We start from the raw sequence: 24,373 nt of genomic DNA, 5'->3' as shown, positions 1-24,373 counted from the left end.
GGAGATTCATTTATGACCGCACTCGTCATTGCCGAACACGACCACGCCAGCATCAAGCCGGCCACCCTCAACACCGTGACCGCCGCACTCGCCTGCGGTGGCGACGTCCACGTGCTCGTGGCCGGCGCCAACGCCGCTGAAGCCGGCAAGGCCGCCGCGCAGATCGCCGGCGTCGCCAAGGTCATCGTGGCAGACAGCCCGAGCCTGGCCGACAACCTGGCCGAGAACGTCGCAGCCCAGGTGCTCGCGATCGCCTCGAACTACAGCCACATCCTGTTCCCCTCGACCGCCAACGGCAAGAACGTCGCGCCGCGCGTGGCCGCCAAGCTGGACGTCGCCCAGATCAGCGACATCACCAAGGTCGACAGCCCGGACACCTTCGAGCGCCCGATCTACGCCGGCAACGCCATCGCGACCGTGCAGAGCAGCGACGCGACCAAGGTCATCACCGTGCGCACGACCGGCTTCGACGCCGCCGCTGCGACCGGCGGCAGCGCCTCGGTCGAAACCGCCGAAGGCGTGGCCGATTCGGGCAAGTCGAGCTTCGTCGGACGCGAAGTCACGAAGAGCGCACGCCCCGAACTGACCGCCGCGAAGATCATCGTCTCGGGCGGCCGCGCGCTGGGCAGCGCCGAGAAGTTCCAGGAAGTGATGGCACCGCTGGCCGACAAGCTCAACGCCGGCCTGGGCGCATCGCGCGCAGCGGTGGACGCGGGCTACGCGCCGAATGACTGGCAAGTGGGCCAGACCGGCAAGATCGTCGCGCCGCAGCTCTACATCGCCGCGGGCATCTCGGGTGCGATCCAGCATCTGGCCGGCATGAAGGACTCCAAGGTGATCGTGGCGATCAACAAGGACGAAGAAGCGCCGATCTTCTCGGTGGCCGACTACGGGCTGGTCGCCGACCTGTTCGTCGCCGTGCCGGAGCTGGTCAAGGCCCTGTAAGAACGCGCGGAGCACACATCACCTGAAGAAGGTCCAGGGCATCGTTCGCGATGCCCTTTTCGTATCTGCAGCAGATGCTGCACGTGGAGACTGAGACATGAGTTACATCGCCCCGCTCAAGGACATGCTGTTCGACATCGAGCACCTCGCGAACATCGCGCAGGTCGCGAAGATGCCGGGCCTGGAAGACGCCGGCCTCGAGACCGCGCAGGCCGTGCTGGAAGAATGCGCGCGCTTCAATCAGGACGTGGTCGCGCCGCTGAACGTCGCGGGCGACCGCGAACCTTCGTCGTTCAAGGACGGCGTGGTGACCACCACCGAGGGCTTCAAGGAAGCCTTCGCACAGTACGCCGCGGGTGGCTGGCAGGGGCTGCAGCATCCGGCGGACTTCGGCGGCCAGGGCTTGCCCAAGACCATCGGCGCGGCCTGCGGCGAGATGCTCAACTCGGCCAACATGAGCTTCGCACTGTGCCCGCTGCTGAGCGACGGCGCGATCGAGGCGCTGCTCACGGCCGGCTCCGACGAGCTCAAGGCGGTGTATCTCGAGAAACTGGTGAGCGGCCAGTGGACCGGCACCATGAACCTCACCGAGCCGCAGGCCGGCAGCGACCTCGCGCTGGTGCGCAGCCGCGCCGAGCCACAGCCCGACGGCACGTACAAGGTCTTCGGCACGAAGATCTTCATCACCTACGGCGAACACGACATGGCCGAGAACATCGTGCACCTCGTGCTGGCACGGGTGACCGGCGCGCCTGAGGGCGTGAAGGGCATCAGCCTGTTCGTGGTACCGAAGTTCATGGTCGAGAAGGACGGCTCGCTCGGCGCGCGCAACGACGTGCACTGCGTGAGCATCGAGCACAAGATGGGCATCAAGGCCTCGCCGACCGCGGTGCTGCAGTACGGCGATCACGGTGGCGCCGTCGGCTATCTCGTCGGCCAGGAGAACCGCGGCCTCGAGTACATGTTCATCATGATGAACTCGGCCCGCTATGCGGTGGGCATGCAGGGTATCGCGATCGCCGAACGGGCCTACCAGCATGCCGTGGCCTATGCCAAGGACCGCGTGCAGAGCCGCCCGGTCGACGGCTCGATGAACACCAGCGCGCCGATCATCCATCACCCCGACGTCAAGCGCATGCTGATGACGATGCGCGCCTACACCGAAGGCTGCCGCGCCATGGCCAGCGTGGCGGCAGCCGCCTACGACGCCGCGCACCACCATCCGGATGCCGATGCGCGCAAGCAGAACGCGGCCTTCTACGAATTCATGGTGCCGCTGGTCAAGGGTTACAGCACCGAGATGAGCCTCGAAGTGACGTCGCTCGGCGTGCAGGTGCACGGCGGCATGGGCTTCATCGAGGAAACCGGCGCGGCGCAGTACTACCGCGACGCGAAGATCCTCACGATCTACGAAGGCACGACCGCGATCCAGGCCAACGACCTGGTCGGCCGCAAGACCGCGCGCGACGGCGGCCAGACCGCCAAGGCCATCGCCGCGCAGATCGAGACGACCGAAGCCGAACTCGCGAAGCTCGACAGCCCCGCCGCGGCTGCGGTGCACAAGCGGCTGAAGGCGGCGCGCGAAGCCTTCCTCGACGTCGTCGACTTCGTCGCCGGCCAGACCAAGGCATCGCCGAACGCGGTGTTCGCGGGCAGCGTGCCCTACCTGATGCTGGCCGGCAATCTGGTGGCGGGCTGGCAGCTCGCGCGCTCGCTGATCGTGGCGCAGGAACTGGCGTCGCGCAGCTTCGACACCGACTTCATGCTGGCCAAGGTCGCGACCGCACGCTTCTACGCCGAGCACATCCTGAACAAGGCGCCCGGCATCCGCGACAGCATCGTCGACGGCGCCGACAGCGTCACGGCACTCGCGCTCGACGCGTTCTGAATCTCGACAACAACACTCCCCGAGGCAAATCCATGTCCAAGCTTCCTCCCGTGCTCGCGAACCTGCCGCTGCCGATCATCGGCTCGCCGCTGTTCATCATCAGCAACCCGCAACTGGTGATCGCCCAGTGCAAGGCCGGCGTCGTCGGCTCCATGCCGGCGCTCAACGCGCGCCCTGCGGCGCAGCTCGAAGACTGGCTCGCCGAGATCACGGAGGAGCTGGCCGCCTACAACAAGGCCAACCCGGACAAGCCGGCTGCGCCCTTCGCCATCAACCAGATCGTGCACAAGAGCAATGACCGGCTCGACCACGACATGGAGATGGTCGTGAAGTACAAGGTGCCGATCGTCATCACCTCGCTGGGCGCGCGCACCGACGTCAACGACGCCGTGCACAGCTACGGCGGCGTGACGCTGCACGACATCATCAGCAACACCTTCGCGAAGAAGGCGATCGAGAAGGGCGCCGACGGCCTGATCGCGGTGGCGGCCGGCGCCGGCGGCCATGCCGGCGTGAAGAGCCCGTTCGCGCTGATCCAGGAAATCCGCCAGTGGTTCGACGGCCCGGTGGCGCTGTCGGGCTCGATCGCCAGCGGCGCGGCCGTGCTGGCGGCGCAGGCGATGGGCGCCGACTTCGCGTACATCGGCACCGCCTTCATCGCGACCGAAGAGGCGCGTGCCAGCCAGGCGTACAAGCAGGCGATCGTCGACGGCAATTCCGACGACATCGTCTACTCGAACCTGTTCACCGGCGTGCACGGCAACTACCTGGCGCCGAGCATCGTCGCCGCCGGCATGGACCCGGCGAACCTGCCCGAAGGCGACCTGAAGACGATGAACTTCGGTACCGGCGATGGCGCCAAGGCCAAGGCGTGGAAGGACATCTGGGGCTCGGGCCAGGGCATCGGCGCGATCACCGAGGTGACGACGACGGCGGCCTTCGTCGACAAGCTCAAGCGCGAATACAAGGCGGCTCGCGAGCGGCTGGCGCTCTGATTCGAGACGCCGATCTGGCGGTGCGGCATGCGCTGCCCGCCAGTCCAGGCCTCCCCAGGTCCACGATGCCGTTCGGTGCCGTGGACCTTTTTCGTGGTGCCTTGATTTGACGCAATCGAAGTGAAGGCGATGGACACTTTGTCCATCGTCAAGGCTCGTGGTTTTCCCTATCATTGCGAATATTCAGTAAATACTGAAAATTCGGGAATGAAAGATGAAGCCCTCCACGTCGTCGAATGCCGCCCTGCGATCGCTGGCCCGTCCGGGCGTCGGCAGCCGTGTGCTGGGCGCGGCCGCGCTGCTCTGGATTCCGCAGGCTGCGCTGCTGGCCGTGGCTGTGCAACGGCTGGGGCAGGGCGGCGGACTGCCCGATGCCATCGGGCCGGCGGCGGGTGTGCTGCTGCTCGGCCTGCTGCGCGCAGCGGCTGAGCGCTGGGGTACGCGCAAGGTCTTCGCGCAGGCCCGCGAAGGGCTGTCGGCACTGCGTGCGCAGGCCGCCGCGTCGCTCGCGGCGCGGTCGCCGCTGGACCGCGGCCGCCCCGCATCGGGCCAGGCCGCCAGCGTGATCGCCGAACAGGCCGAGGCCATCGTGCCTTATCTCGTGCGCTACGCACCGACCCGCTGGCGCGCGATGGCGGTGCCGCTGGTCATCCTGCCGGTGGTGGCCTGGTTCTCGTGGGTGGCGGCGCTGGTGCTGCTGGTCGCGGCACCGTTGATTCCGGTGTTCATGGCGATCGTCGGCTGGCGCGCCAAGGCGGCGAGCGAAGCGCAGATGGTCGAGATGGGGGGCATGAACGCCTTCCTGCTCGACCGGCTGCGCGGCCTGGCCACGCTGCGCGCATTGGGCGCGGTCGACGCCACGGCCGAGCGGCTCGGCGATGCGGCGCAGTCGCTGCGCCGGCGCACGATGGCCGTGCTGCGCATCGCGTTCCTGTCGTCCGCCGTGCTGGAACTGTTCTCTGCGCTGGGCGTGGCGATGGTGGCCGCTTACGTGGGCTTCCATCTGCTGGGCACGCTGCCGTTCGGCGCCTGGGGCCATCGGTTGTCGCTGGGCGAGGGGTTGTTCGTGCTGCTCCTCGCACCGGCCTTCTTCGAGCCGCTGCGCGAGCTGTCGGCCGTGTGGCACGACCGCGCGTCGGGCGAGGCTGCACTCGAAGCGCTCGCCAGCCTGGCGCAGGGCGGAGAACCGTTGCCTGGCGCAGCGGCCGATGCAGCGGCCGACGCAGTGGCCGTGCAGCAGCCCGAAGCGCCGCCCGCGATCCGCATCCGTGGGCTGCACTTCGCGCATGCCGGCGAGCCTGCGCTGTTCGATGGCGCGCAGTTCGACGTCGCTGCCGGGGAGCATGTCGCGCTGATGGGGCCGAGCGGCTGCGGCAAGACCGCGCTGCTGAGCCTGATCGCCGGCCTGAGCGCAGCCGGGCAGGGCGAGATCGCGATCGGCGGCGCGCCGCTGACCGACGCCAGCGTGCGCGGCCTGCGCCAGCGCATCGGCTGGATGGGCCAGCGTCCGCACGTCTTTGCCGGCTCGGTGCTGGCCAACGTCGCACTCGGCCGGCCCGGCATCGACGCCGCGGCCGTGCAGCAAGCCGTGCGCTTCGCGGCGCTCGACGGCGTGGCGCAGGCAAGGCCCGGCATCGCGCTGGGCGAGGGCGCGGCCGGCCTGTCCGGCGGCGAGGCGGTACGGCTTGCGCTGGCGCGCGCCGCAGCGCAGGCCGATGCCGACCTGCTGCTGGTCGACGAGCCGACGGCCCACCTCGACGCGGAGACCGCTGCACGCGTGAGCGACGCGCTGCTCGCGCTCGCACGCGGCAAGACGCTGATCGTGGCGACCCATGACCCGGTGCTCGCGGCGCGCATGGACCGCGTGATCCGCCTGGATGCCGCACCGACCTCATCGGCCGGATCGACCGGCCTCGCTGCCTCGCTCGGCGACGCCAGGGAGGCCGCATGAACACCGTTCGCTCATCTTCTGCCGCGCGGCGCCGCTGGCGCGATCTGCAACCGCTGCTGCGGCCCTTCCTGGCCACGCAACCGCGCCGGCTGGCGCTCGGCGCGGCGATGGCGGCGCTGACCGTGCTCATGGGCATGGCGCTGCTCGGCCTGTCGGGCTGGTTCATCACCGCGACCGCGCTGGCCGGACTGCAGGCCGCCACGGCGCTCGGCTTCGACGTGTTCATGCCTTCGGCCGGCATCCGGCTGCTGGCGATGGGCCGCACGCTGTCGCGCTACGGCGAACGGCTGGTCACGCACGACGCCACCTTCGCTGCGCTGGCCGACCTGCGCACCCGCCTGTTCCGCGGCTGGGCGCGGCCCGATGCGGCGCGCCAATTGCTGGCACGGCCGGCTCGCCTGCTGTTCCGGCTCACGGCCGACATCGACGCGCTCGAATCGCTGTACCTGCGCATGCTGGTGCCGGCTGGCGCCGCCCTGGGTGCGGCGCTGTTCGCCGGCCTGGTGCTCGGGTTCATGAATGCCTGGGCCGGCGCATTGCTGGCGCTGTGGCTGGTTGGCGCAGGCTGGGGCATCGCGTTGATGGCGGCACAGCGCGCCGCGCCGGCCGCGGTGAAGCGCGGCCAGGCGATCGAGACGCTGCGGGCCCGCGCGGTCGACCTCGTGTCGGGCCAGACCGAGCTGGTCATGGCCGGACGGATCGACGCCCAGCGCGAAGCGCTCGCCGTGGCCGACCGGCATCTCGCACGCGCCGACCTTGCACTGAACCGTCTCGAGGCCGACACCGGTGCGGCCTATGGCGTCGCCGGCACGCTGACGCTGGTCGCCGTGCTGCTCGCGGTCGCGGCCTTGGCGGGCCGAGGCGCGATCGGTGCGCCGGCGGCTGCGCTCGCGCTGCTGGTGTCGCTCACGGCCGTCGAGCCCTTTGCCGCACTGCGCCGCGGCGCGCTCGATGCGGGCCGCACCTGGCTGGCCGCGCGCCGGCTCGCACCCCGTCTGGCGGCGGAAGACGCCGCACCATCGTTGCCGGTGGCCGCGAACGACGCTTCGGTGCTGCGCCTCGTCGACGTCGTCGCGACCCATCCGGGCAGCCGTGCGCCGGCGTTGCACGGCGTGTCGCTGCTGGTCGAATCCGGCGAGCGCGTGGCGCTGGTCGGCCCGAGCGGTGCCGGCAAGTCGACGCTGTTGGCCGTGATCGCCGGTGAACTCGCGCCGCGCACAGGCCGGTCGAGCGTGCCGCCGCTGAGCCTGCTCACGCAGCGCACCGAGCTGTTCCAGGACAGCCTGCGCGACAACCTGCGGCTGGCCGACCCGACAGCAGACGACGCACGGCTCTGGCGCGTGCTGGAGGACGCGGGTCTCGCATCGGACGTGCGCGCGCTCGGCGCGGCTCTCGACACGCCGCTCGGCGAAGGTGGGCTGGGCCTGTCGGGCGGCCAGTCGCGCCGGCTCGCACTGGCGCGTCTGCTGTTGCGCGACACGCCGCTGTGGGTGCTGGACGAGCCGACCGAAGCGCTCGACGCCGCCATCGCCGCCGACGTGCTGCAGCGGCTCGACAGCCACACCGCCGGCCGCACGTTGCTGATCGCCACCCACCTGCGCCGCGAGGCCGCGCTGGCCGATCGCCTGGTCTGCCTGCAGCAGGGCCGCGTCGTCGCCGACCTGCGGCGCGGCACGCCGGCCTTCGACGCCGCACTGAACACGCTGCGGCCCGACTGAGCCGCCGCCCCAAGAACACTCAAGGAAAGGAAGTCCCCCCATGGACCTCGACATCGTTGCACTCTCGCGATTGCAGTTCGCGCTCACCGCGCTCTACCACTTCCTCTTCGTCCCGTTGACGATCGGCCTGGCCGTGATCCTCGCGATCATGGAGACGGTCTACGTCATGACGGGCCGCACCGTCTGGCGCGACATGACGAAGTTCTGGGGCGTGCTCTTCGGCATCAACTTCGCGATGGGCGTCGCCACCGGCATCGTGATGGAGTTCCAGTTCGGCATGAACTGGAGCTACTACAGCCACTACGTCGGCGACATCTTCGGCGCGCCGCTGGCCATCGAAGGGCTGATGGCCTTCTTTCTCGAAGCCACCTTCGTCGGCCTGTTCTTCTTCGGCTGGGACAAGCTCAGCAAGGTCGGCCATCTGGTGACGACCTGGGCGGTTGCGATCGGCTCCAACCTGTCGGCGCTGTGGATCCTGATCGCCAACGGCTGGATGCAGAACCCGGTCGGCTCGGCCTTCAATCCACAGACCATGCGCATGGAAGTGACCGACTTCGCCGCCGTGCTGACCAACCCGGTCGCGCAGGCCAAGTTCGTGCACACGGTGTCGGCCGGCTACACGGTGGCGGCGATCTTCGTGCTCGGCGTGTCGGCGTACTACGTGCTGCGCGGGCGGCACCTGCAACTGGCCAAGCGCTCGATGACCGTGGCCGCATCGTTCGGCCTGGCCGCGACGCTGTCGGTGGTCGTGCTCGGCGACGAGAGCGGCTACCTGTCGACCGAGCACCAGAAGATGAAGCTCGCCTCGATCGAGGCGATGTGGAAGACCGAGCCCGCGCCGGCTGCCTTCACCGCCTTCGGCTTCCCTGACCAGGCCGCGCGCGAGACGCACTTCGCGGTGCACATCCCGGCCGTGATGGGCCTGATCGGCACGCGTTCGCTGGACACCGAGATCCCCGGCATCGAAGACCTGGTCAAGCTGGCCGAACAGCGCATCCGCGAAGGCATCCAGGCCTACGACGCGCTGCAGACGATCCGTGCGGCGGGCAGCAGTGCGGCCGTGCCGGTCGAAGCGAAGGCGACCTTCGAGAACAACGGCCACGCGCTGGGCTATGCCTTGCTGTTGAAGCGCTACATCGACGATCCGCGCCAGGCGACGCCCGAGCTGATCGAGCGCGCCGCGCTGGACACGATCCCGGCGGTGGCGCCGCTCTACTGGTCGTTCCGGATCATGGTCGCGCTGGGCATGTTCTTCATCCTGCTGACGGGCACCTTCTTCGTGCTGTCGGTGCGGCGCAAGCTCGATGCGCATCCGTGGCTGTTGAAGGTGGCGCTGTGGGCGATCCCGCTGCCGTGGGTCGCGGCCGAGGCCGGCTGGATCGTGGCCGAGGTCGGCCGCCAGCCCTGGGTGATCGAAGGTGTGCTGCCGACGGCCGTTGCCGTGTCGAGCCTCGGCGCGACCACGCTGCTGATCACGATCGCCGGCTTCGTGCTGATCTACACGGTGCTGATCGTCATCGAGGCGAAGCTGATGCTGAAGGCGATCCGCAAGGGCCCTGAAGACCATCCCGTGCCGCCGCCGGCCGTCTGCCGCGCCGAGGCTGCGCCCGAGCTGCGCAGCCTGCCTGGCGCACCGCTGGCCGCGGCCGAATGAACCCCGGAGAACGACCATGATCCTTCACGAACTCATTTCCTACGAAATCCTGCGCCTGATCTGGTGGCTGCTGCTTGGCGTGCTGCTGGTGGGCTTCGCGGTGACCGACGGCTTCGACCTCGGCGTCGGCATGCTGCTGCGCATCGCGGGCCGCGACGAGCTGGAGCGCCGCGTGATCATCAACAGCGTCGGCCCGGTCTGGGAGGGCAACCAGGTCTGGCTGATCCTCGGCGGCGGCGCGATCTTCGCGGCCTGGCCGCAGCTCTACGCGGTGTCGTTCTCGGGCTTCTACCTGGCGATGTTCGCGATCCTGGTGGCACTGATCCTGCGGCCGGTGGCCTTCAAGTTCCGCGGCAAGCACGACGACGCGACGTGGCGCCTGCGCTGGGACCTGGTGCTGTCGCTGGGCGGCTTCGTGCCGGCGCTGATCTTCGGCGTGGCGATCGGCAACGTGCTGCGCGGCGTGCCGTTCCGCTTTTCGCCGGACATGCACATCTTCTACGACGGATCGTTCTTCGGTCTGCTGAATCCCTTCTCGGTGCTGTGCGGCCTGGTGTCGGTGGCGATGCTGCTGATGCACGGCGCAGCCTGGCTGCAACTGAAGACGCTGGGTGCCGTGGCCGACCGCGCTCGGCGCTACGGCAGCTGGGCCGCGCTGGCGACGATCGTCCTGTATGCATTCGCAGGCTGGGCGATGTGGCGCTGGATCGACGGCTACCAGATCACCGGCGCAATTCCCGTGGATGGTCCGTCCAATCCGATGCTCAAGACGGCGGCCCTGCAGTCGGGCGCATGGTTCGCGAACTATGCGGCTCATCCGTGGCTGTGGGTGGTGCCGGGACTGGGCTTCGCGGGCGCACTGCTGGCGTTCGCCGGTCTGCAATTGCGGCGTGAAGTGCTGACCATCCTCGCCAGCGCGGCCAGCATTGCCGGCATCGTGCTGAGCGTGGGTGTGTCGATGTTCCCGTTCATCCTGCCGTCGTCGATCGACCCGCGTGCGAGCCTGACGGTGTGGGACTCTTCATCGAGCCACCTCACGCTGTTCATCATGCTGGTGGTGACGGTGATCTTCATCCCGATCATCGTGGCCTACACGAGCTGGGTCTATCACGTGCTGTGGGGCAAGGTCGATGCCGAGGCCATCCGCGAGAAGCGCGGCCACGCGTACTGAGCTTCTTCCATCTTCGAAACAAGAAAGGAATCAACCATGTGGTACTTCGCCTGGATCCTGGGCCTTCCGCTCGCCGCGACCTTCGCGGTGCTCAATGCAATGTGGTACGAACTGATGGACGATGAAGCCATTCGGCGGGACAAGCTGGAGAAGCCTGGGGGGTGAGCTGGTGACTGCTTGGCGTTGCTGTTGACGTTTGACGTTGGTCGTTGGTGGGGCGCGCCCGGTACGCGGTGTGGGCCAGGCGACCCGCTGCGCCGGCCCTTCGGGCTTCCCTGCGGTGCTCGCCTTCCGCGGGGTCCCGCCCAAACTCGCTTCGCTCAAACAAGGGCGAGCCCTGATCCGCGAAAGGCTGCGCTCCTCGGCGGCGCAGAAGGGAATCGCCTGGCCCACACCGCATACCGGGCGCTTCAGGGTGTTCGACGGGTGCGTGCACCTCGACGTATTTCCCAACAGCCAACACGACACCGGCGACGCGACGCGACGCGAGCGATGTGATGCGACTTTCGGCTGCCGTCGGCTCGGCTGTTTGCCTGCAACGCATGCCAGCCCAACGCGCGGATGTGTTTTCAGGATGCCCAACGCCCGTGTCGGGCGTCGGTGGGTGGGATGCCTTGGGGCGGCTGTCCGGCTCCGGCGAGCACCGCAGTGGAAGGCGGATCAGGGCCGCAGCTGTTTGAGTGGAACGCAGTGGAGCGAGTTCTGCGGACCCCGCCTGGAGCGAGGAGCAGCAGCGAAGTCCGAAGGACCGGAGTCGTCTGCCGCCCCAAGGCATCCCACCCGCCGACGCCTTCCCATCACCGAAGAACGCTTTTGCTGAACCGCTGAACCGCTGAACCGCTGAACCGCTGAACGCATCAGCCAGCAACGGCCCCAACGCCTCAGCCTTCAGCCGGCTTCTTCTTCGCCTTCCCACCCGTCAGCCGGTCCTTCAAGCCCAGCACCTTCGTCACCGTCGCGCCCATGCCCATGAGCTGCATCGCGGTCTCCGGTGCCAGCCGCTGCACGTCGTCGAACCACTTCATCAGCCGGTCGATCAGGTCGTGCATCTCGCGCATGCGCTGCTGCGCGTGGCGCTCCTCGTCACTGGTGGCTTCCTCGAGCAAGGCGGAGCGCAACATCGACAGCGTGGGTTCGATCTCGCGGCGCCGACGCTCTTCGGCAAGCACGCGGAAAATTTCCCACACATCGGCCGGCGCTTCGAAGTATTCGCGGCGGTCGCCGGCCTGATGGCGCAGCCGCACCAGCCGCCACGACTGCAGCTCCTTCAAACCCATGCTCACGTTGGAGCGCGAGAAGGACAGCAACTCGCCGATCTCGTCCGCGTTCAACGCGCGCTGCGAGATGAAGATCAGCGCATAGATCTGGCCGACCGTGCGGTTGATGCCCCACTTGCTGCCCATCTCGCCGAAGTGCGCGACGAACTGGCGGTTGAGGGAAGGGAGCTCGGCGGAGATACGGTGCATCCGGCGATTGTTGCCGGATGCTGTAGTTTCAGGAAGTCCTGAAAATTTGACGTGCTCGCATCAGGGGTATGCAGCGGCCCGGCCAAGGTCACTTCCAGGGCGTCGGCGCCGGCACTTCGGCGGCCGGTTCGCAGTCCACGCTCCGGAAGTCGGCTGGCGAGACGATCTCCAGGTATTCCATGTCCGGCGAATAGTCGAACAGGTAGTGGCGGATGCCCGGGCGCTGGTGCACCACGTCGCCGGCCTCGACCAGCGTCTCCTTGTCCTCGTACATGAACTTGGCCCAGCCCTTGGTCATGATCACGATCTGGAAATCCGCCTCGTGGCGGTGCCAGCCCGTGCCCGCTTCCGGTGCCATGTTGGCCTTCACCAGATGGGCGATCACCTTGCCGTTGGTGGCCTCCGCGACACCCAGGTCGCGGTAGAGAAAGAAGTCTCGCAAGCCGCCCGGGACGAACTCGGTGTCACCGGGCTTCACATGGGAGAACTTGGTCGCGGCACGGTCCAGCATGGGGCGCTCCTTCTCGAAGTGGGGATGCTGCGCCGCAGCACGCATAAACCGTTCCTGCGCACAGGGGATAATCCCGCCCCATGAGCGGCAACACTTTCGGCACCCTTTTCGCGGTCACCAACTTCGGCGAATCGCATGGCCCGGCGATCGGATGCGTGATCGACGGCTGCCCACCCGGCATGGCATTGAGCGAGGCGGACATCCAGGGCGACCTCGACCGCCGCCGCCCCGGCACCAGCCGGCACGTCACCCAGCGCCAGGAGCCCGACGCGGTGCAGATCCTGTCCGGCGTGTACGAAGGCAAGACCACCGGCACGCCGATCGCGCTGCTGATCCAGAACACCGACCAGCGCAGCAAGGACTACGGCCAGATCGCGCAGCAGTTCCGGCCTGGCCACGCCGACTTCACGTACTTCAAGAAATACGGCATTCGCGATCCGCGCGGTGGCGGACGTTCGTCGGCCCGGCTCACCGCGCCGACGGTCGCTGCCGGCGCGGTCGCCAAGAAATGGCTGGCCGAGAAGTACGGCGTGCAGTTCCGCGGCTGCATGACGCAGATCGGCGAGATCGAGATCCCCTTCGAGGACTGGTCGCACGTGCCGACCAACCCCTTCTTCGCGCCCGTCGCCGACGTGTCGAAGCTCGAGGCCTACATGGACGCATTGCGCAAGGCCGGCGACTCCTGCGGCGCGCGCATCCGCGTGACCGCCACCGGCATGCCGGTCGGCCTGGGCGAGCCGCTGTTCGACAAGCTTGACGCCGACATCGCCTTCGCGATGATGGGCATCAACGCGGTGAAGGGCGTCGAGATCGGCGCCGGCTTCGCGAGCGTCGCGCAGCGCGGCACGGTGCATGGCGACTCGATCACGCCCGAAGGCTTCGTGACCAACCATTCGGGCGGCGTGCTCGGCGGCATCAGCACCGGCCAGGACCTGGAAGTGAGCATCGCGATCAAGCCGACCAGCTCGATCATCAGCCCGCGCCAGTCGATCGACATCCACAACCAGCCGGTCGAAGTCGTCACCAAGGGCCGGCACGACCCCTGCGTCGGCATCCGCGCCACGCCGATCGCCGAGGCGATGCTGGCGCTGGTCGTGATGGAGCATGCGCTGCGCCACCGTGCGCAATGCGGCGACATCGATGGCGCGCCCATCGCCGCCGCCGCGTCGCTGCAGGCGTCGTTCCTCTAGTGTCCGCCGCGCCCGTGGCGGGCGGCGGTCGCGGCCACCTGCTGGCCTTCGCGGCGCTGTCGGCGAGCTATTTCGCGCACATCGGGTTCTTCAACCCGTACCTGCCGCTGTGGCTGAAGGACCAGGGCCTGCCGATCCTCACGATCAGCCTGCTGGCGGCGGTTCAGTCCATCACCCGTGTCTTCGCGCCGTATGCCTGGGGCGCGCTCAGCGACCGCACCGGCGAGCGCGTGCGGCTGCTGCGGTTGAGTGCGGCGGTGGCGCTCACCGTGTCGCTGGGGCTCTGGTTCCAGGGCGGCGCCTGGTGGGTGGCGCTGGTGTTGCTGCTGCTCTTCACGCACACCAGTTCGATGATGGGGCTGACCGAGGCCGCGATGGCGCACCTGGTCGCCGGCGACTGGGGCCGCTACGGCCGCATCCGGCTCTGGGGCTCGACGGGCTTCCTGCTCACGGTGTTCGTCGCCGGCGCCTGGTTCGAGCATTTCGGCATGCGCCACTTTCCGGCATGGGCCGGCATCACGCTGGCACTGGTGCTCTGGACCGCCTGCCGCTTGCCCGACGTGCGCGAGCCCGCCGCTGCGCAGGGCGAGGCGCACGTGCCGATCGGGCCGGTGCTGCGCCAGCCGGCGGTGCGCTGGTTCCTCGGATCGCTGGGGCTGCACGTGATGTCGCACTTCGCGGTCTACGCCTTCCTGTCGCTGTACCTCGACTCGCTCGGCTACGGCAAGGGAATGATCGGGATGCTCTGGGCCGTGTCGGTCGTGGCCGAGATCAGCTGGTTCTTCCTGCAGGGCCGGTTGATCGGCCGCCTGTCGATGGAGCGCTGGCTGCTGGTCTGTGGCGTGGTGTCGGTCGCGCGCATGGGGCTGACCGGTGCAGCGGGCGACTGGCTGCTGGCCGTGCTGCTTGCGCAGGGCCTGCATGCGCTGAGCTTCGCGGCGCATCACACCACCTGCATCGTGCTCGTCACGCGCTACTTCCCGGGGCGGCTGCGCGGCCGCGGACAGGCGCTGTTCACGGTCGTCGGCTACGGCATCGGCGGCGTGGCGGGCGTGCTGGCCGGCGGCGCGCTGGCCAGCCGCTTTGGCTTCGGCGTGATGTTCGGCGCCGCAGCCTTGCTGTCGGCGCTGGGCACCGCCTGCGCCTTCAAACTTGCGAAGATCGAAGGCCAGTGGGGCGCCGCGACAGTCCCGGCCGGCGGACCGCGGGAACCGTGAGCCACCCGGCGAATCGCACAGGACCACTCAGAAGGACCGACGGATGTTTTCTCTACCGCCCGCCACCCAGGCGCTGATCCTGACCAACGTCATCGTCTACCTGCTGCAGATGTTCGGCGGTGGCGCACTGGACGCCTTCGCGCTCTGGCCGATCGGCTCCGGCGCATTCGAGGTCTGGCAGCCGGTGAGCTACGCCTTTCTGCATGGCGGGCTGTCGCACCTGGTATTCAACATGTTCGGCCTGTTCATGTTCGGCGCGGAACTGGAGCGCGTCTGGGGCCCGCGGCGGCTGCTCGCGTTCTATTTCGTCAGCGTGCTGTGCGCGGCCCTGGCGCAATTGGCCGTTGCCGCATGGACGGGCGGCATGTACTCGACCGTCGGCGCGTCGGGCGGCCTGTTCGGCCTGCTGGTCGGCTTTGCGATGCTGTTCCCGCACCGCCGCATCGTGCCGCTGATTCCACCAATCCCGATGCCGGCCTGGCTGTTCGTCGTGCTGTATGGCGTGGTCGAGCTGCTGCTGGGCGTGACCGGCAGCATGAGCGGCGTGGCCCACTTCGCTCACCTCGGCGGCCTGGCGGGCGGCTGGCTGACGATGCGCTACTGGCGCGGGCAGATACCGTTCGGCACGCGGCGTTGAGTTCTTTCTCGATGCACGCGGTCGCCTCGGATGAAGTCGTCTTGCGCTCGCAAAGGGCTCAGGTGAATAACGCGTAGAACGTATCGATCCCGCCTGCGGCGACCCGTGCCTGGTACGGGAAGATCTCCCAGGGTGCTTCGATCGACATGGCGGCCATGCGGGCCTGCAGCGCATCCCGCATGTCGGGCCTGACTTCCTGACGCCAATTCAAGACCTGTCCCCATGTGGAGCTGCCGTTCAAGTGCAGGGGGAACGAGGCCGGTTGCGCAGAGGCAGCATAGGGGGCCGGGAACAGCCTTCTGTACGCGTCGATGTTGTACAGCCACGAAACGCCGCGCACGGACGCTGCGTTGCGCTCGGTGCGGCCGATGTGCAGGAACATGGCGCGCAACTCGTCCCGCCTGGCACCGATGTTCGACGAAGCCAACGGGCTGGCGTGCACATCGTGTGGGGGCATGAAGTGAAGGCGCAGCACACCCTGCGCGTCGGGTGGCTCATAGGAAAAGCAGCCGAACGCAAGGCCGGTCTCCAGTCGGGGGCGACGTTCATGCAGCGCCATGCACATGCCGAGCGCTTCAGCGTGAGACAACGCCAGGCGACTGACCCGATCGAGGAATTCGTTCCAGCGCACTTCACCTGAAGGACCCCACAAATTCAGCCGGCGCCGCAGGTTCGTGCAATGCGCGATGGCGACATCGAAGCGGATGTTCGCCACCGCCGCATATCGCTCGGCGAATCTCAGCTGAAGGGAGAAGTAATCTTCCAGCATCGCTTCTGTGCCTGGTCGCGGATGTGGCTCAACGGGTCCATTGGAGGCTGCGGCGCCGCCGCCATCAGCCACGCAGGTCCAGCCCCTTCCACGCCTCGAAGAAGTCCAGCTGCTTGCGCAGCCAGTCCGGCGGCGCGGAATTCGTTCCCCAGTGATGCAGGCGGCCGACGGCTTCGCCGAGGTTCCACAGGTGCCGCAGCTGCACGAACAGCGGCAATGCCGCGATGTCGCGCTCACCGATCGCGCCACCAGTGGCACGGTAGCCGCGCAGGTAGTGCGTCCAGCGTTCGCGCAGCGTGTCGTCTGGTTCCTTGAGGGCCTTGCGGAACAGGTAGGACCAGGGCATCACGCTCAGGTCATAGGCCAGGAAGCCCGGGCCGGCATCGTCGAAGTCGAAGAACACGGCTTTCCTGTCGCCCGCAGCGTCCGTGGTCACATGGTTGTTGAAGCCATGCGTGTCGCCATGGCAGACGACCCGTGTCAGTCCGTCCTCGGCTGCGCCCAGTTCGCCGAGCAGACGCTGCACCAGCCGCCGGTACGCGACCAGCAGATCGGCGTCCAGTTCGGGATAGCCGTTCAGGTAGCCCAGCGTCCTGCCGGCCAGGTGGTGACCATCGAGCGTGTAGCGGCTCGGCGGGCCGGCGTAGTCGCGCGCCGCTGCATGAATGTGGGCGAGCGTGCGGCCGGTCGACTCGAACTCGTCCAGCGTGTCGGGCACCGCGCCCGCCGCATGCCGGAACAGCGCCAGGGCACGCGGTCCCTCGGGGAACTGCAGCGGGGCGTGCGAGCGCCCATCAGCTGTCGTCACCGCCGCCGCCACCTCCACGCCACGCGCTGCGAGGTGCGCCAGCAGCGCGACCTCGAAGTCGACGTTGACGCCGCCACGCGGGCGGATCGCATACAGGCGCGCCACGTACCGGGCACCGTCGGCGGAACGCAGCGCGTAGTTGTCGTTCAGGCCGCGGCGGATCAGCTGGCACTGCTGCACCGCGACGCCATGGTGCTTCTCCACCCAGCGGGCGATGGACAGGGCCGCCGCGGTGGTGTGCGTGGGAATGAGGTCCGGGTCGTGGCCCTGGGTGTCGGTCATGGGGTCATTGTCGGGCGCACGCAAGAATTCATGGCATGCGCCTACACGCAGTGCCGCGTCGATTTGCGAGTCTCCGCCATCCGCGCGAAGCGGATCCCGGAACCTTTCAGCCACCTCGATCTCATCCACTTCATGAAGCGCTACTGGGAAATCGACGCGACGCGCGGGCTCATGCTGGTGCTGATGACCATCACGCACGTGCCGAGCATGCTGACCGATCCGGTCGGGCAACCCTTCGGCTTCGTGTCGGCCGCCGAAGGCTTCGTGCTGTTGTCGGCCTTCGTGTCGGGCCTGGTCTACAGCCGCATCGGCTACACACGCGGCGTGACGGCGATGCGCGAGGCCTTCTGGCGGCGTGCGCTCAAGATCTACCTGATCCAGGCGCTGCTGCTGATCTTCCTGTTCACGGTGATCACCATGGTCGGGCTGAAGACCGGCCAGCCGGCGATGCACGAGCTGCTCAAGTACTACCTCGCGCATCCGCACGAAGGCCTGCTGTATTCGCTGCTGCTGGTCTACCAGCCCGCGCTGCTCGACATCCTGCCGCTGTACATCCTGTTCATGCTGCTGAGCCCCTGGGTGCTGGTCGCCGCCTTCCGTTTCGGCTGGGGGCGGGTGATGGCGGTGAGCGCTCTGCTGTGGCTGCTGGCGCAGTTCAACATGACGCCCTGGCTCTACGGCCACGTCGTCGCGATCGTCGGCGTGCCGGTGCCTTACAGCGAGACCGGCTCCTTCGACACCTTCGCCTGGCAGTTCCTGTGGTTCGCCGGCCTGTGGCTGGGCGCGAGCCGCAGTGCGCCCGACGCGCAGCCGCTGCGTTTTCCGCCCTGGCTGCTGATCGGCTCCGTGATCGTCGCGCTGTATTGCCTGTACTGGCGGCACTACGGCGCAGGCGGCCAGGCGCCGTTCGGCGACGACATGGACATGAACACGCTGCTGTTCGACAAGTGGCGGCTCGCGCCGCTGCGGCTCGTCAATCTGGCGGCGATCTGCGTGGTGTCGATCCGCTTCGGACCCGAGATCCTGGCGCGCCTGCCGAGGCCGCGCGTGCTCGAGGCCATGGGTTCGGCCTCGCTGTCGGTGTTCTGCGCGCACTTGGTCGTGGTGCTGATCGTGCTGGCGACCTTCGGCGGCGACCACCGCGTGCGGCCGTGGTGGGGCGACGTGCTGCTGCTGGCCGCGGTGTTCGCGCTGCTCTACGGCGTTGCGCGCGCAGTGGCATGGTGGGAGGCGCGCGCGCCGCGGCCACCGCGTGACGGCGGCCGGCGCGAGCCGATGCCGGCGCGCCAGGCGTTGCCGCAATAGCCAGCGCCGGCTGCCCGCGAAGCCCGGGCCGGTCCCGGGTCAGATCAGGTTGCGCATCGCCTGCGCCGTCTCGCGCAGCACCGGCAGCACGCGCGCGACCGCGTCGTCGCTGCTCTCGTGGCCCATCGGCATCGTGATGTTCAGCGCGCCGACCACGTCGCCATGCCGGTCGCGCAGCGGCACCGCCACGCCGCGCGAGTTCAGGTCCAGTTGCTGTTCGGACAGCGACCAGCCCTGCGCACGGATGCGCGCCAGCTCGAGCTTCATGCGCTCCTTGCTGGCGATCGTGTGGGACGTGTAGGCCCGCAGTTCGCGCGTCGCCAGCCATTGCGACAGCTCGGCATCGTCGCGCAGCGACAGCATCAGCATGCCGGCGGCGGTAACCTGTGCCGGCACGCGCGCGCCCAGCACGTAGCCGGTGCTCATGTTGCGGTTCGGGCCGTTGCGGGCGATGTAGACGACCTCGTCGCCGTCCATCACGCTGAGGTAGGCCGTTTCGTGCGTGCCGGCCGCCACCCGCTGCAGGAAGGGCTGGACGATGCGCGGCAGGCGGGCCGACTCCAGGTACGACTGGCCCAGCCGCAGCACCCGTGGCGTCAGCCAGAACAGCTTGCCGTCGCTCGCCACATAGCCCATTGCCTGCAGCGTGAGCAGGTAGCGGCGGGCGGCGGTGCGCGTCATGCCGGTACGCTGGCCGGCCTGGCTGGCGGTGAGCCGTGGGTTCGCATCATCGAAAGCCTCGATGATGCTCAGGCCGCGCTCCAGCCCCGCGATCCAGTCGCGTTTCTGCAGGCCGGCCGGTACCGCGGATTCTTCCTCGCTCATGACGCCAGAGTTTGCCTTTCGGGGTTGCGTGAACGGATGGATCCGTGCTTAGGTAAAACCCTTCAAGCGTTCGATCATCGATCACAAACGAACGTTTATCGCACAAACTCTTGTCAGGACCCTTTGGGCGGCCGAAACGGATGACTACAGTCCGGGTCGTTCCCACCCTTCGGGCGATTGGCGAACAAACCCAAGAGCAACAGATGAACCCATCGATCAGCGGCAGTACCTCGGTCTACCTCATTCCCGGCGATCCGGTGGGGAACGTGCGCCTGCCGAAGATGTTCAACGCGGCCTTCGCGCGCTTCGGCATCGACGCCGTGCTGGTGCCGGTCCAGGTGCCGGTGCGCGACTTCGCGGCCTGGCTGAAGTCGGCCTTCCTGGCCCGCAACGTCAAGGGCATGCTGATCGCGCCGCCGCACAAGCCGCGCGTGGTCGACCTGCTGGACGGCTGCGGCCTGTTCGGCCGCGTCGCAGGCTCGGTCAACATCGTGCGCCGCACCGCCAACGACCAGCTCGAGGGCGACCTGTTCGACGGCGAAGGCCTGCTGGGCGCGCTCGACCGCTGCAACGTGCCGTTCCGTGGCAAGCGCGTGCTGGTGATCGGCGCCGGCGTCAGCGCCTCCGCGATCGGCGTGGCGCTGGCCGAAGGCGGCACGGTCAACGGCGCCGAGCACATCGCCTTCTTCGACACCTCGGCCGGCAAGGCGGCCAGCGTCGCGGCCCGGCTCGACACCTATTTCGATGCCACGGTGACCGCGGTCGACAGCAGCGATCCGGCCGGCTACGACCTGGTGATCAACGCAACATCGATCGGCCTGGACGAAACCCAGAAACTGCCCTTCGACGTGGCCCGCATGGACGGCCACGCCGCGCTGTTCGACATCCTGCTGCGCAACCAGCCGACGCCCCTGGTGCGGGCCGCCCGCGCACGCGGCCTGAATGCGCAGGCCGGCTTCGAGATGCTGGTGCAGCAGATGCCGTACTACTTCGACTACTTCGGCCATGCCGAGGCCGCCAAGGCCTTGCGCGCCGACGCCGACTTCATCCGCGAGATCGTCTACCCGCCCGCGATGGCCGACGAGATCCGGACACCGATTCGATACCAGTCCGCGAGCGTCGCCTGACGGAGCGAGACAGGGCCGACGCTTTCCACCCCGGCGCCGCGAGGTGCTTTTTTTCCGCCTTCTTCATCAAAAAGAGAGACGAAACATGTCCATCAGCACATCGAAAGCGGCAGCCGCCGCGCGCGCCGCGGAGGCGGGCAAGTCGCCTCGCAAGGCCGCCCTTGCGAGCTGGATCGGCAGCGCGGTCGAGTACTACGACTTCTTCATCTACGGCACGGCCGCCGCACTGGTGTTCGGCAAGCTGTTCTTCCCGTCGATCGACCCCAAGCTGGCGACCGTGGCCGCCTTCGCGACCTTCGGCGTCGGCTACATCACGCGGCCGATCGGCGCGTTCTTCATGGGCCACGTGGGCGACAAGTTCGGCCGAAAGAAGGTGCTGACCTTCACGCTGCTGCTGATGGGCGTCTCGACCTTCGCGATCGGCCTGCTGCCGACGTACAACCAGATCGGCATCGCGGCGCCGATCCTGCTGGTCGTGCTGCGCCTGCTGCAAGGCCTGTCGGCCGCCGGCGAACAGGCCGGTGCCAACTCGATGACGCTGGAGCACGCACCGGAGAACCGCCGCGGCTTCTTCACCAGCTTCACGCTGAGCGGCACGCAGATGGGCTTCATCCTGGCGACGCTCGTGTTCCTGCCGATCTCCGGCCTGCCGGAAGACCAGTTGATGGCCTGGGGCTGGCGCGTTCCGTTCTTCCTGAGCGCCGTGGTCGTCGCGGTCGGCTTCTGGGTCCGCCGCAGCCTGCCGGAAACCCCGGCCTTCGAGGAAGAAGCCAAGACGCAGGCCGCGCCCAAGCTGCCGATGGCCATCCTGTTCCGCGACCACACGCCCGACGTGCTGCGTGTGATCTTCGCCGCGCTGGTCTCGGTCGTCAGCACCATCTTCGGCATCTTCGTGCTGTCGTATGCGGTCAACACCATGCACATCCCGCGCGCCAGCATGCTGACGCTGCTGGTCTGCACCAACCTCGTGGCGCTGGTCGCGATCCCGCTGTGGGCGATCCTGTCGGACCGCATCGGCCGCAAGCCGGTGTTCATCTTCGGCGCACTGGCCTGTGCCGTGATGATCTGGCCGACGCTGTGGTCCATCGCCCAGGGCGACATCTTCCTGATCTACGTGTTCGGCGTGCTGCTGTCGGGCGTGGTCTACAGCGCGTCGAACGCGGTCTGGCCTTCGCTCTACGGCGAAATGTTCGACACCCGCGTCCGCCTGTCGGGCATGGCGATCGGCACGCAGATCGGTTTTGCGCTCGGCGGCTTCGCCCCCACCATCAGCGCCGCGATCCTGGGTGAAGGCCCGACCGGCTGGATGCCCGTGGCCGGCCTGGTGACCGCTTCGTGCGTGATCGCCGCCATCTCGGCATCGACCGCCCGCGAAACCTACAACGTGCCGATGCGCCTGCTGGGCAAGAAGGCCGGGGCGGCTGCATGAGCGTCGACGGCATGCCCGCGCAGACGACGCTGTCACCGATCCAGGTCGACGGCGGGCTGGTGAGTGGCGTCGAATGGTCGACCGCGAGCCTTCCGGGTGCGAACGTGCGCGCCTACCTGGGCATGCCGTACGCCGCGGCGCCGGTCGGCGCACTGCGCTGGCAGCCGCCGCAGCCGGTCGTGCCCTGGAGCGGCGTGCGCGCCGCCGACACGCTGCCGCCGCAGTGCATGCAGCCGGGCCGCTCGACCGAATCCGTGTACTTCGAATTCGCCGGCGTGCAGCCGATGAGCGAGGACTGCCTCTATCTGAACGTCTGGACGCCCGCCGCATCGGCCGATGCCCGGCTGCCGGTGATGGTCTGGTTCCACGGCGGCGGCTTCCAGCAGGGTTCGGGCGCGAATCCGGTGTTCGTGGACGGCGACCTGCCGGCGCAGGGCGTGGTGCTGGTCACCTTCAACTACCGGCTCGGCCCGCTCGGCTTCATGGCGCACCCGGCCTTCAGCGCCGAAGCGGCCGAGGCGGGCGCCAGCGGCTCGGGCAACTACGGCCTGCGCGACATGGAAGCCATGCTGCGCTGGGTCCGGCGCAACATCGCGGCCTTCGGCGGCGACCCGGAGCAGGTCACGATCTTCGGCCAGTCGGCCGGTGCGGCCGGCGTCATCAACATGATGGCCTCGCCGCGCACCGAAGGGCTCTATGCCCGCGCGATCGCGCAGAGCTTCGGCGTGACCGGCATGGAGAGCCTGGCGGATGCCGAGCGCTCCGGCGCCGCCTTTGCGGAGAGCATCGGCGCCATCACGCCCGACGCGCTGCGTGCGCTGCCGGCGCAGGCGCTGCTCGACAGCTACCTGGCCCGGCCCGAGCGCTGGATGCCGATCGCCGACGGCGACTTCATCGCGCGCCCGGCGCGCGAAATCTTCGCCGCCGGCGAGCAGGTGGCCGTGCCGCTGCTGACCGGCTGGAACGCCGACGAGGGCAGCACCTTCGGCTTCTCGCGCGACCTCGCCAGCTTCGACGACAAGCTGGCCAAGCGCTTCGGCGACCGCATCGCGCAGGCACGGCAGCTCTATCCCGCGGCGAACGATGCCGAGGCGAAGGCCGCGAGCCTCTCGCTGGTGGGTGACGAGCTGTTCGCGTCCGGCGTGCATGCCGCGGTGCGCAGCCACACGCGCAAGGCGCCGAGCTGGCTCTACTACTTCGACCATCTGCAGCCGTTCAAGCCGGGCCAGCGCTACCGCGAGTCCGGCGATGCCGAGCCGGCGCAGGCGCTGGGCGTGTTCCACAGTTCCGAATACGCCTACGTCTTCGGCACCACCGGCGTGCTCACGCGCGACTGGGGTGCGGACGACGCACGCGTCACGCAGTTGATGCAGCACATCTGGCTGAACTTTGCGCGCACCGGCAACCCCAACGGCGAAGGCGTGCCGCAGTGGCCGACCTTCGACGAGCGCCGCATGTCGATGCTGCGGCTGGCCGCGGCGCCGGCGCTGATCGACGTGCCGCGGCGCACGCAGCTCGAATTCGTCGGCTGACGCATCGCCTGCTGCTTTCCACATCCCGTTTGCCGCCCGCCCCATTCACCCGCGCTTCCCGCATTCATCCGAAAGACGCACGCTTCCCATGTCCATCGCCATCGACCGCTTCGGCTTCAACACCATCACCATGGGGGGCGATCTGGGGCACAAGCTCGAAGCGATGAAGGCGGCGGGCTTTGCCGGGGTCGAGATGTGGGCGCGCGACCTGGTCACGCATCCGGCCGGCTTGGCGGGTGCGGCGGCGCAGATCAGGTCGAGCGGCTTGCGCGTGACAGACTTCCAGCCGCTGCGCGACTTCGAATGCGCGCCGGACGTGATGCGCGCCCACCGGCTCGACGTGGCCCGCGAGCATCTGCGCCAGATGTCGATGGTCGGCGCCGACCTGCTGCTGTGCTGCTCGACCACGCTGCCACGCGCCATCGACGACCCGGAGCGCGCGGCCGCCGACCTGCGCATCCTGGGCGACCTGGCCGCGCCGCTCGGCATCCGCATCTGCTACGAGGCGCTGAGCTGGGGCCGGCACGTCAACCGCTGGCAGCAGGCCTGGGACATCGTGCAGCGCTGCGACCATCCGGCCGTCGGGCTGAACCTGGACTCCTTCCACATGGCGGTGCTCGGCGACGACACGCCGGAGTCGCTCGAACGGCTCGCGCAGGTGGACGTGAAGAAGATCTTCCTCGTCCAGCTGGCCGACTATTTCTTCACCTATGGCGACAAGCCGCTCGACATCATCGAGCTGGCGCGCCACCAGCGCCTGTTCCCCGGCGAAGGCCTGCAGGACGTGCGTCCGCTGGTGCAGCTGCTCGAGGACATGGGCTACGCCGGCGACTACACCTTCGAGGTGTTCAACGACGACTACGTCAATTTCGACCCGCTGGCGGTCGCGCAGCGCGCCATGAAGAGCGTGCGCTGGATCAGCGACCACCACGTGCCACGCACCCAGGAGTAAC

21 protein-coding genes are annotated in these 24,373 nt (G+C 68.4%); 16 read left to right on the top strand and 5 right to left on the bottom strand.

The window, feature by feature from the left end; translation table 11 throughout:
- The first annotated feature begins 12 nt into the window (after positions 1-12).
- The 8 genes from AC07PZ_RS26330 to cydX all read left to right on the top strand — a co-directional run bounded on the left by AC07PZ_RS26330 (position 13) and on the right by cydX (position 10,487).
- Entirely contained in the window at positions 13-945 is a 933-nt protein-coding gene (locus tag AC07PZ_RS26330; RefSeq protein ID WP_495298114.1) for an electron transfer flavoprotein subunit alpha/FixB family protein, read from the top strand.
- A 97-nt stretch (positions 946-1,042) separates the two neighbouring features.
- Entirely contained in the window at positions 1,043-2,833 is a 1,791-nt protein-coding gene (locus AC07PZ_RS26325) for an acyl-CoA dehydrogenase (RefSeq protein WP_495298113.1), read from the top strand.
- Between the two features lie 32 nt (positions 2,834-2,865).
- Positions 2,866-3,828, top strand: a complete 963-nt coding sequence (locus tag AC07PZ_RS26320) for an NAD(P)H-dependent flavin oxidoreductase (RefSeq protein ID WP_495298112.1) — start codon at positions 2,866-2,868, stop codon at positions 3,826-3,828.
- A gap of 214 nt (positions 3,829-4,042) precedes the next feature.
- Complete coding sequence (cydD, locus tag AC07PZ_RS26315) at positions 4,043-5,779, top strand: thiol reductant ABC exporter subunit CydD (RefSeq protein ID WP_495298111.1); 1,737 nt, start codon at positions 4,043-4,045, stop codon at positions 5,777-5,779.
- The gene (locus AC07PZ_RS26310) at positions 5,776-7,497 is read left to right on the top strand and encodes an amino acid ABC transporter ATP-binding/permease protein (RefSeq protein WP_495298110.1); all 1,722 of its coding nucleotides are present in this window, start codon (positions 5,776-5,778) and stop codon (positions 7,495-7,497) included. Before cydD ends, AC07PZ_RS26310 begins: the two co-directional genes overlap by 4 nt.
- Before the next feature lie 40 nt (positions 7,498-7,537).
- A complete protein-coding gene (locus AC07PZ_RS26305) occupies positions 7,538-9,151 on the top strand; it encodes a cytochrome ubiquinol oxidase subunit I (protein ID WP_495298109.1) in 1,614 nt (537 codons plus the stop codon).
- A gap of 16 nt (positions 9,152-9,167) precedes the next feature.
- Positions 9,168-10,322 carry a cytochrome d ubiquinol oxidase subunit II gene (cydB, locus tag AC07PZ_RS26300; protein ID WP_495298108.1) on the top strand — a complete coding sequence of 385 codons (1,155 nt, stop codon included), beginning with the start codon at positions 9,168-9,170 and terminating at the stop codon, positions 10,320-10,322.
- 36 nt (positions 10,323-10,358) lie between these two features.
- On the top strand, positions 10,359-10,487 hold the full coding sequence (cydX, locus tag AC07PZ_RS26295) for a cytochrome bd-I oxidase subunit CydX (RefSeq protein ID WP_495298107.1): 129 nt from the start codon (positions 10,359-10,361) through the stop codon (positions 10,485-10,487).
- Positions 10,488-11,203: 716 nt separating this feature from the next.
- Here the strand turns inward: cydX and AC07PZ_RS26290 are convergent.
- Positions 11,204-11,788 (bottom strand): GbsR/MarR family transcriptional regulator, encoded by a 585-nt coding sequence (locus AC07PZ_RS26290; protein ID WP_495298106.1) that lies wholly within the window; start codon positions 11,786-11,788, stop codon positions 11,204-11,206.
- Positions 11,789-11,876: 88 nt separating this feature from the next.
- On the bottom strand, positions 11,877-12,299 hold the full coding sequence (locus AC07PZ_RS26285) for a cupin domain-containing protein (protein WP_495298105.1): 423 nt from the start codon (positions 12,297-12,299) through the stop codon (positions 11,877-11,879).
- Between the two features lie 80 nt (positions 12,300-12,379).
- Here AC07PZ_RS26285 and aroC point away from each other — a divergent pair, with 80 nt between their 5' ends.
- The 3 genes from aroC to AC07PZ_RS26270 are packed head-to-tail and all read left to right on the top strand — an operon-like array spanning position 12,380 to position 15,343.
- On the top strand, positions 12,380-13,489 hold the full coding sequence (aroC, locus tag AC07PZ_RS26280) for a chorismate synthase (RefSeq protein WP_495298104.1): 1,110 nt from the start codon (positions 12,380-12,382) through the stop codon (positions 13,487-13,489).
- Entirely contained in the window at positions 13,489-14,706 is a 1,218-nt protein-coding gene (locus tag AC07PZ_RS26275; protein WP_495298103.1) for an MFS transporter, read from the top strand. The genes aroC and AC07PZ_RS26275 overlap by 1 nt, the downstream gene beginning before the upstream one ends.
- 43 nt (positions 14,707-14,749) lie before the next feature.
- Positions 14,750-15,343 (top strand): rhomboid family intramembrane serine protease, encoded by a 594-nt coding sequence (locus AC07PZ_RS26270; RefSeq protein WP_495298102.1) that lies wholly within the window; start codon positions 14,750-14,752, stop codon positions 15,341-15,343.
- A 58-nt stretch (positions 15,344-15,401) separates the two neighbouring features.
- Here the strand turns inward: AC07PZ_RS26270 and AC07PZ_RS26265 are convergent, their stop codons facing one another.
- Positions 15,402-16,112, bottom strand: a complete 711-nt coding sequence (locus AC07PZ_RS26265) for a hypothetical protein (protein ID WP_495298101.1) — start codon at positions 16,110-16,112, stop codon at positions 15,402-15,404.
- A gap of 64 nt (positions 16,113-16,176) precedes the next feature.
- The gene (locus tag AC07PZ_RS26260; RefSeq protein ID WP_495298100.1) at positions 16,177-17,202 is read right to left on the bottom strand and encodes a phosphotransferase enzyme family protein; all 1,026 of its coding nucleotides are present in this window, start codon (positions 17,200-17,202) and stop codon (positions 16,177-16,179) included.
- Between the two features lie 132 nt (positions 17,203-17,334).
- On the opposite strand from AC07PZ_RS26260, the gene opgC reads away from it, so the two are divergent.
- Positions 17,335-18,507: an OpgC domain-containing protein gene (gene opgC / locus AC07PZ_RS26255; protein ID WP_495298099.1), complete on the top strand. Its 1,173-nt coding sequence runs from the start codon at positions 17,335-17,337 to the stop codon at positions 18,505-18,507.
- A gap of 39 nt (positions 18,508-18,546) precedes the next feature.
- Here the strand turns inward: opgC and AC07PZ_RS26250 are convergent, their stop codons facing one another.
- On the bottom strand, positions 18,547-19,332 hold the full coding sequence (locus tag AC07PZ_RS26250; protein WP_495298098.1) for an IclR family transcriptional regulator domain-containing protein: 786 nt from the start codon (positions 19,330-19,332) through the stop codon (positions 18,547-18,549).
- A 203-nt stretch (positions 19,333-19,535) separates the two neighbouring features.
- Between AC07PZ_RS26250 and AC07PZ_RS26245 the strand changes: the two genes are divergently transcribed.
- The 4 genes from AC07PZ_RS26245 to AC07PZ_RS26230 all read left to right on the top strand — a co-directional run bounded on the left by AC07PZ_RS26245 (position 19,536) and on the right by AC07PZ_RS26230 (position 24,372).
- A complete protein-coding gene (locus AC07PZ_RS26245) occupies positions 19,536-20,459 on the top strand; it encodes a shikimate dehydrogenase family protein (protein ID WP_495298097.1) in 924 nt (307 codons plus the stop codon).
- Positions 20,460-20,544: 85 nt separating this feature from the next.
- A complete protein-coding gene (locus AC07PZ_RS26240; protein ID WP_495298096.1) occupies positions 20,545-21,888 on the top strand; it encodes an MFS transporter in 1,344 nt (447 codons plus the stop codon).
- On the top strand, positions 21,885-23,420 hold the full coding sequence (locus AC07PZ_RS26235; RefSeq protein WP_495298095.1) for a carboxylesterase/lipase family protein: 1,536 nt from the start codon (positions 21,885-21,887) through the stop codon (positions 23,418-23,420). The genes AC07PZ_RS26240 and AC07PZ_RS26235 overlap by 4 nt, the downstream gene beginning before the upstream one ends.
- A gap of 88 nt (positions 23,421-23,508) precedes the next feature.
- A complete protein-coding gene (locus AC07PZ_RS26230) occupies positions 23,509-24,372 on the top strand; it encodes a sugar phosphate isomerase/epimerase family protein (RefSeq protein ID WP_495298094.1) in 864 nt (287 codons plus the stop codon).
- The last annotated feature ends 1 nt before the right edge of the window (position 24,373 follow it).

This window comes from Variovorax sp. GW821-FHT10B04 (assembly GCF_059415645.1).
Note: the sequence above shows the minus strand (reverse complement) of the source record. Positions and strands in the feature narration are given on the sequence as shown.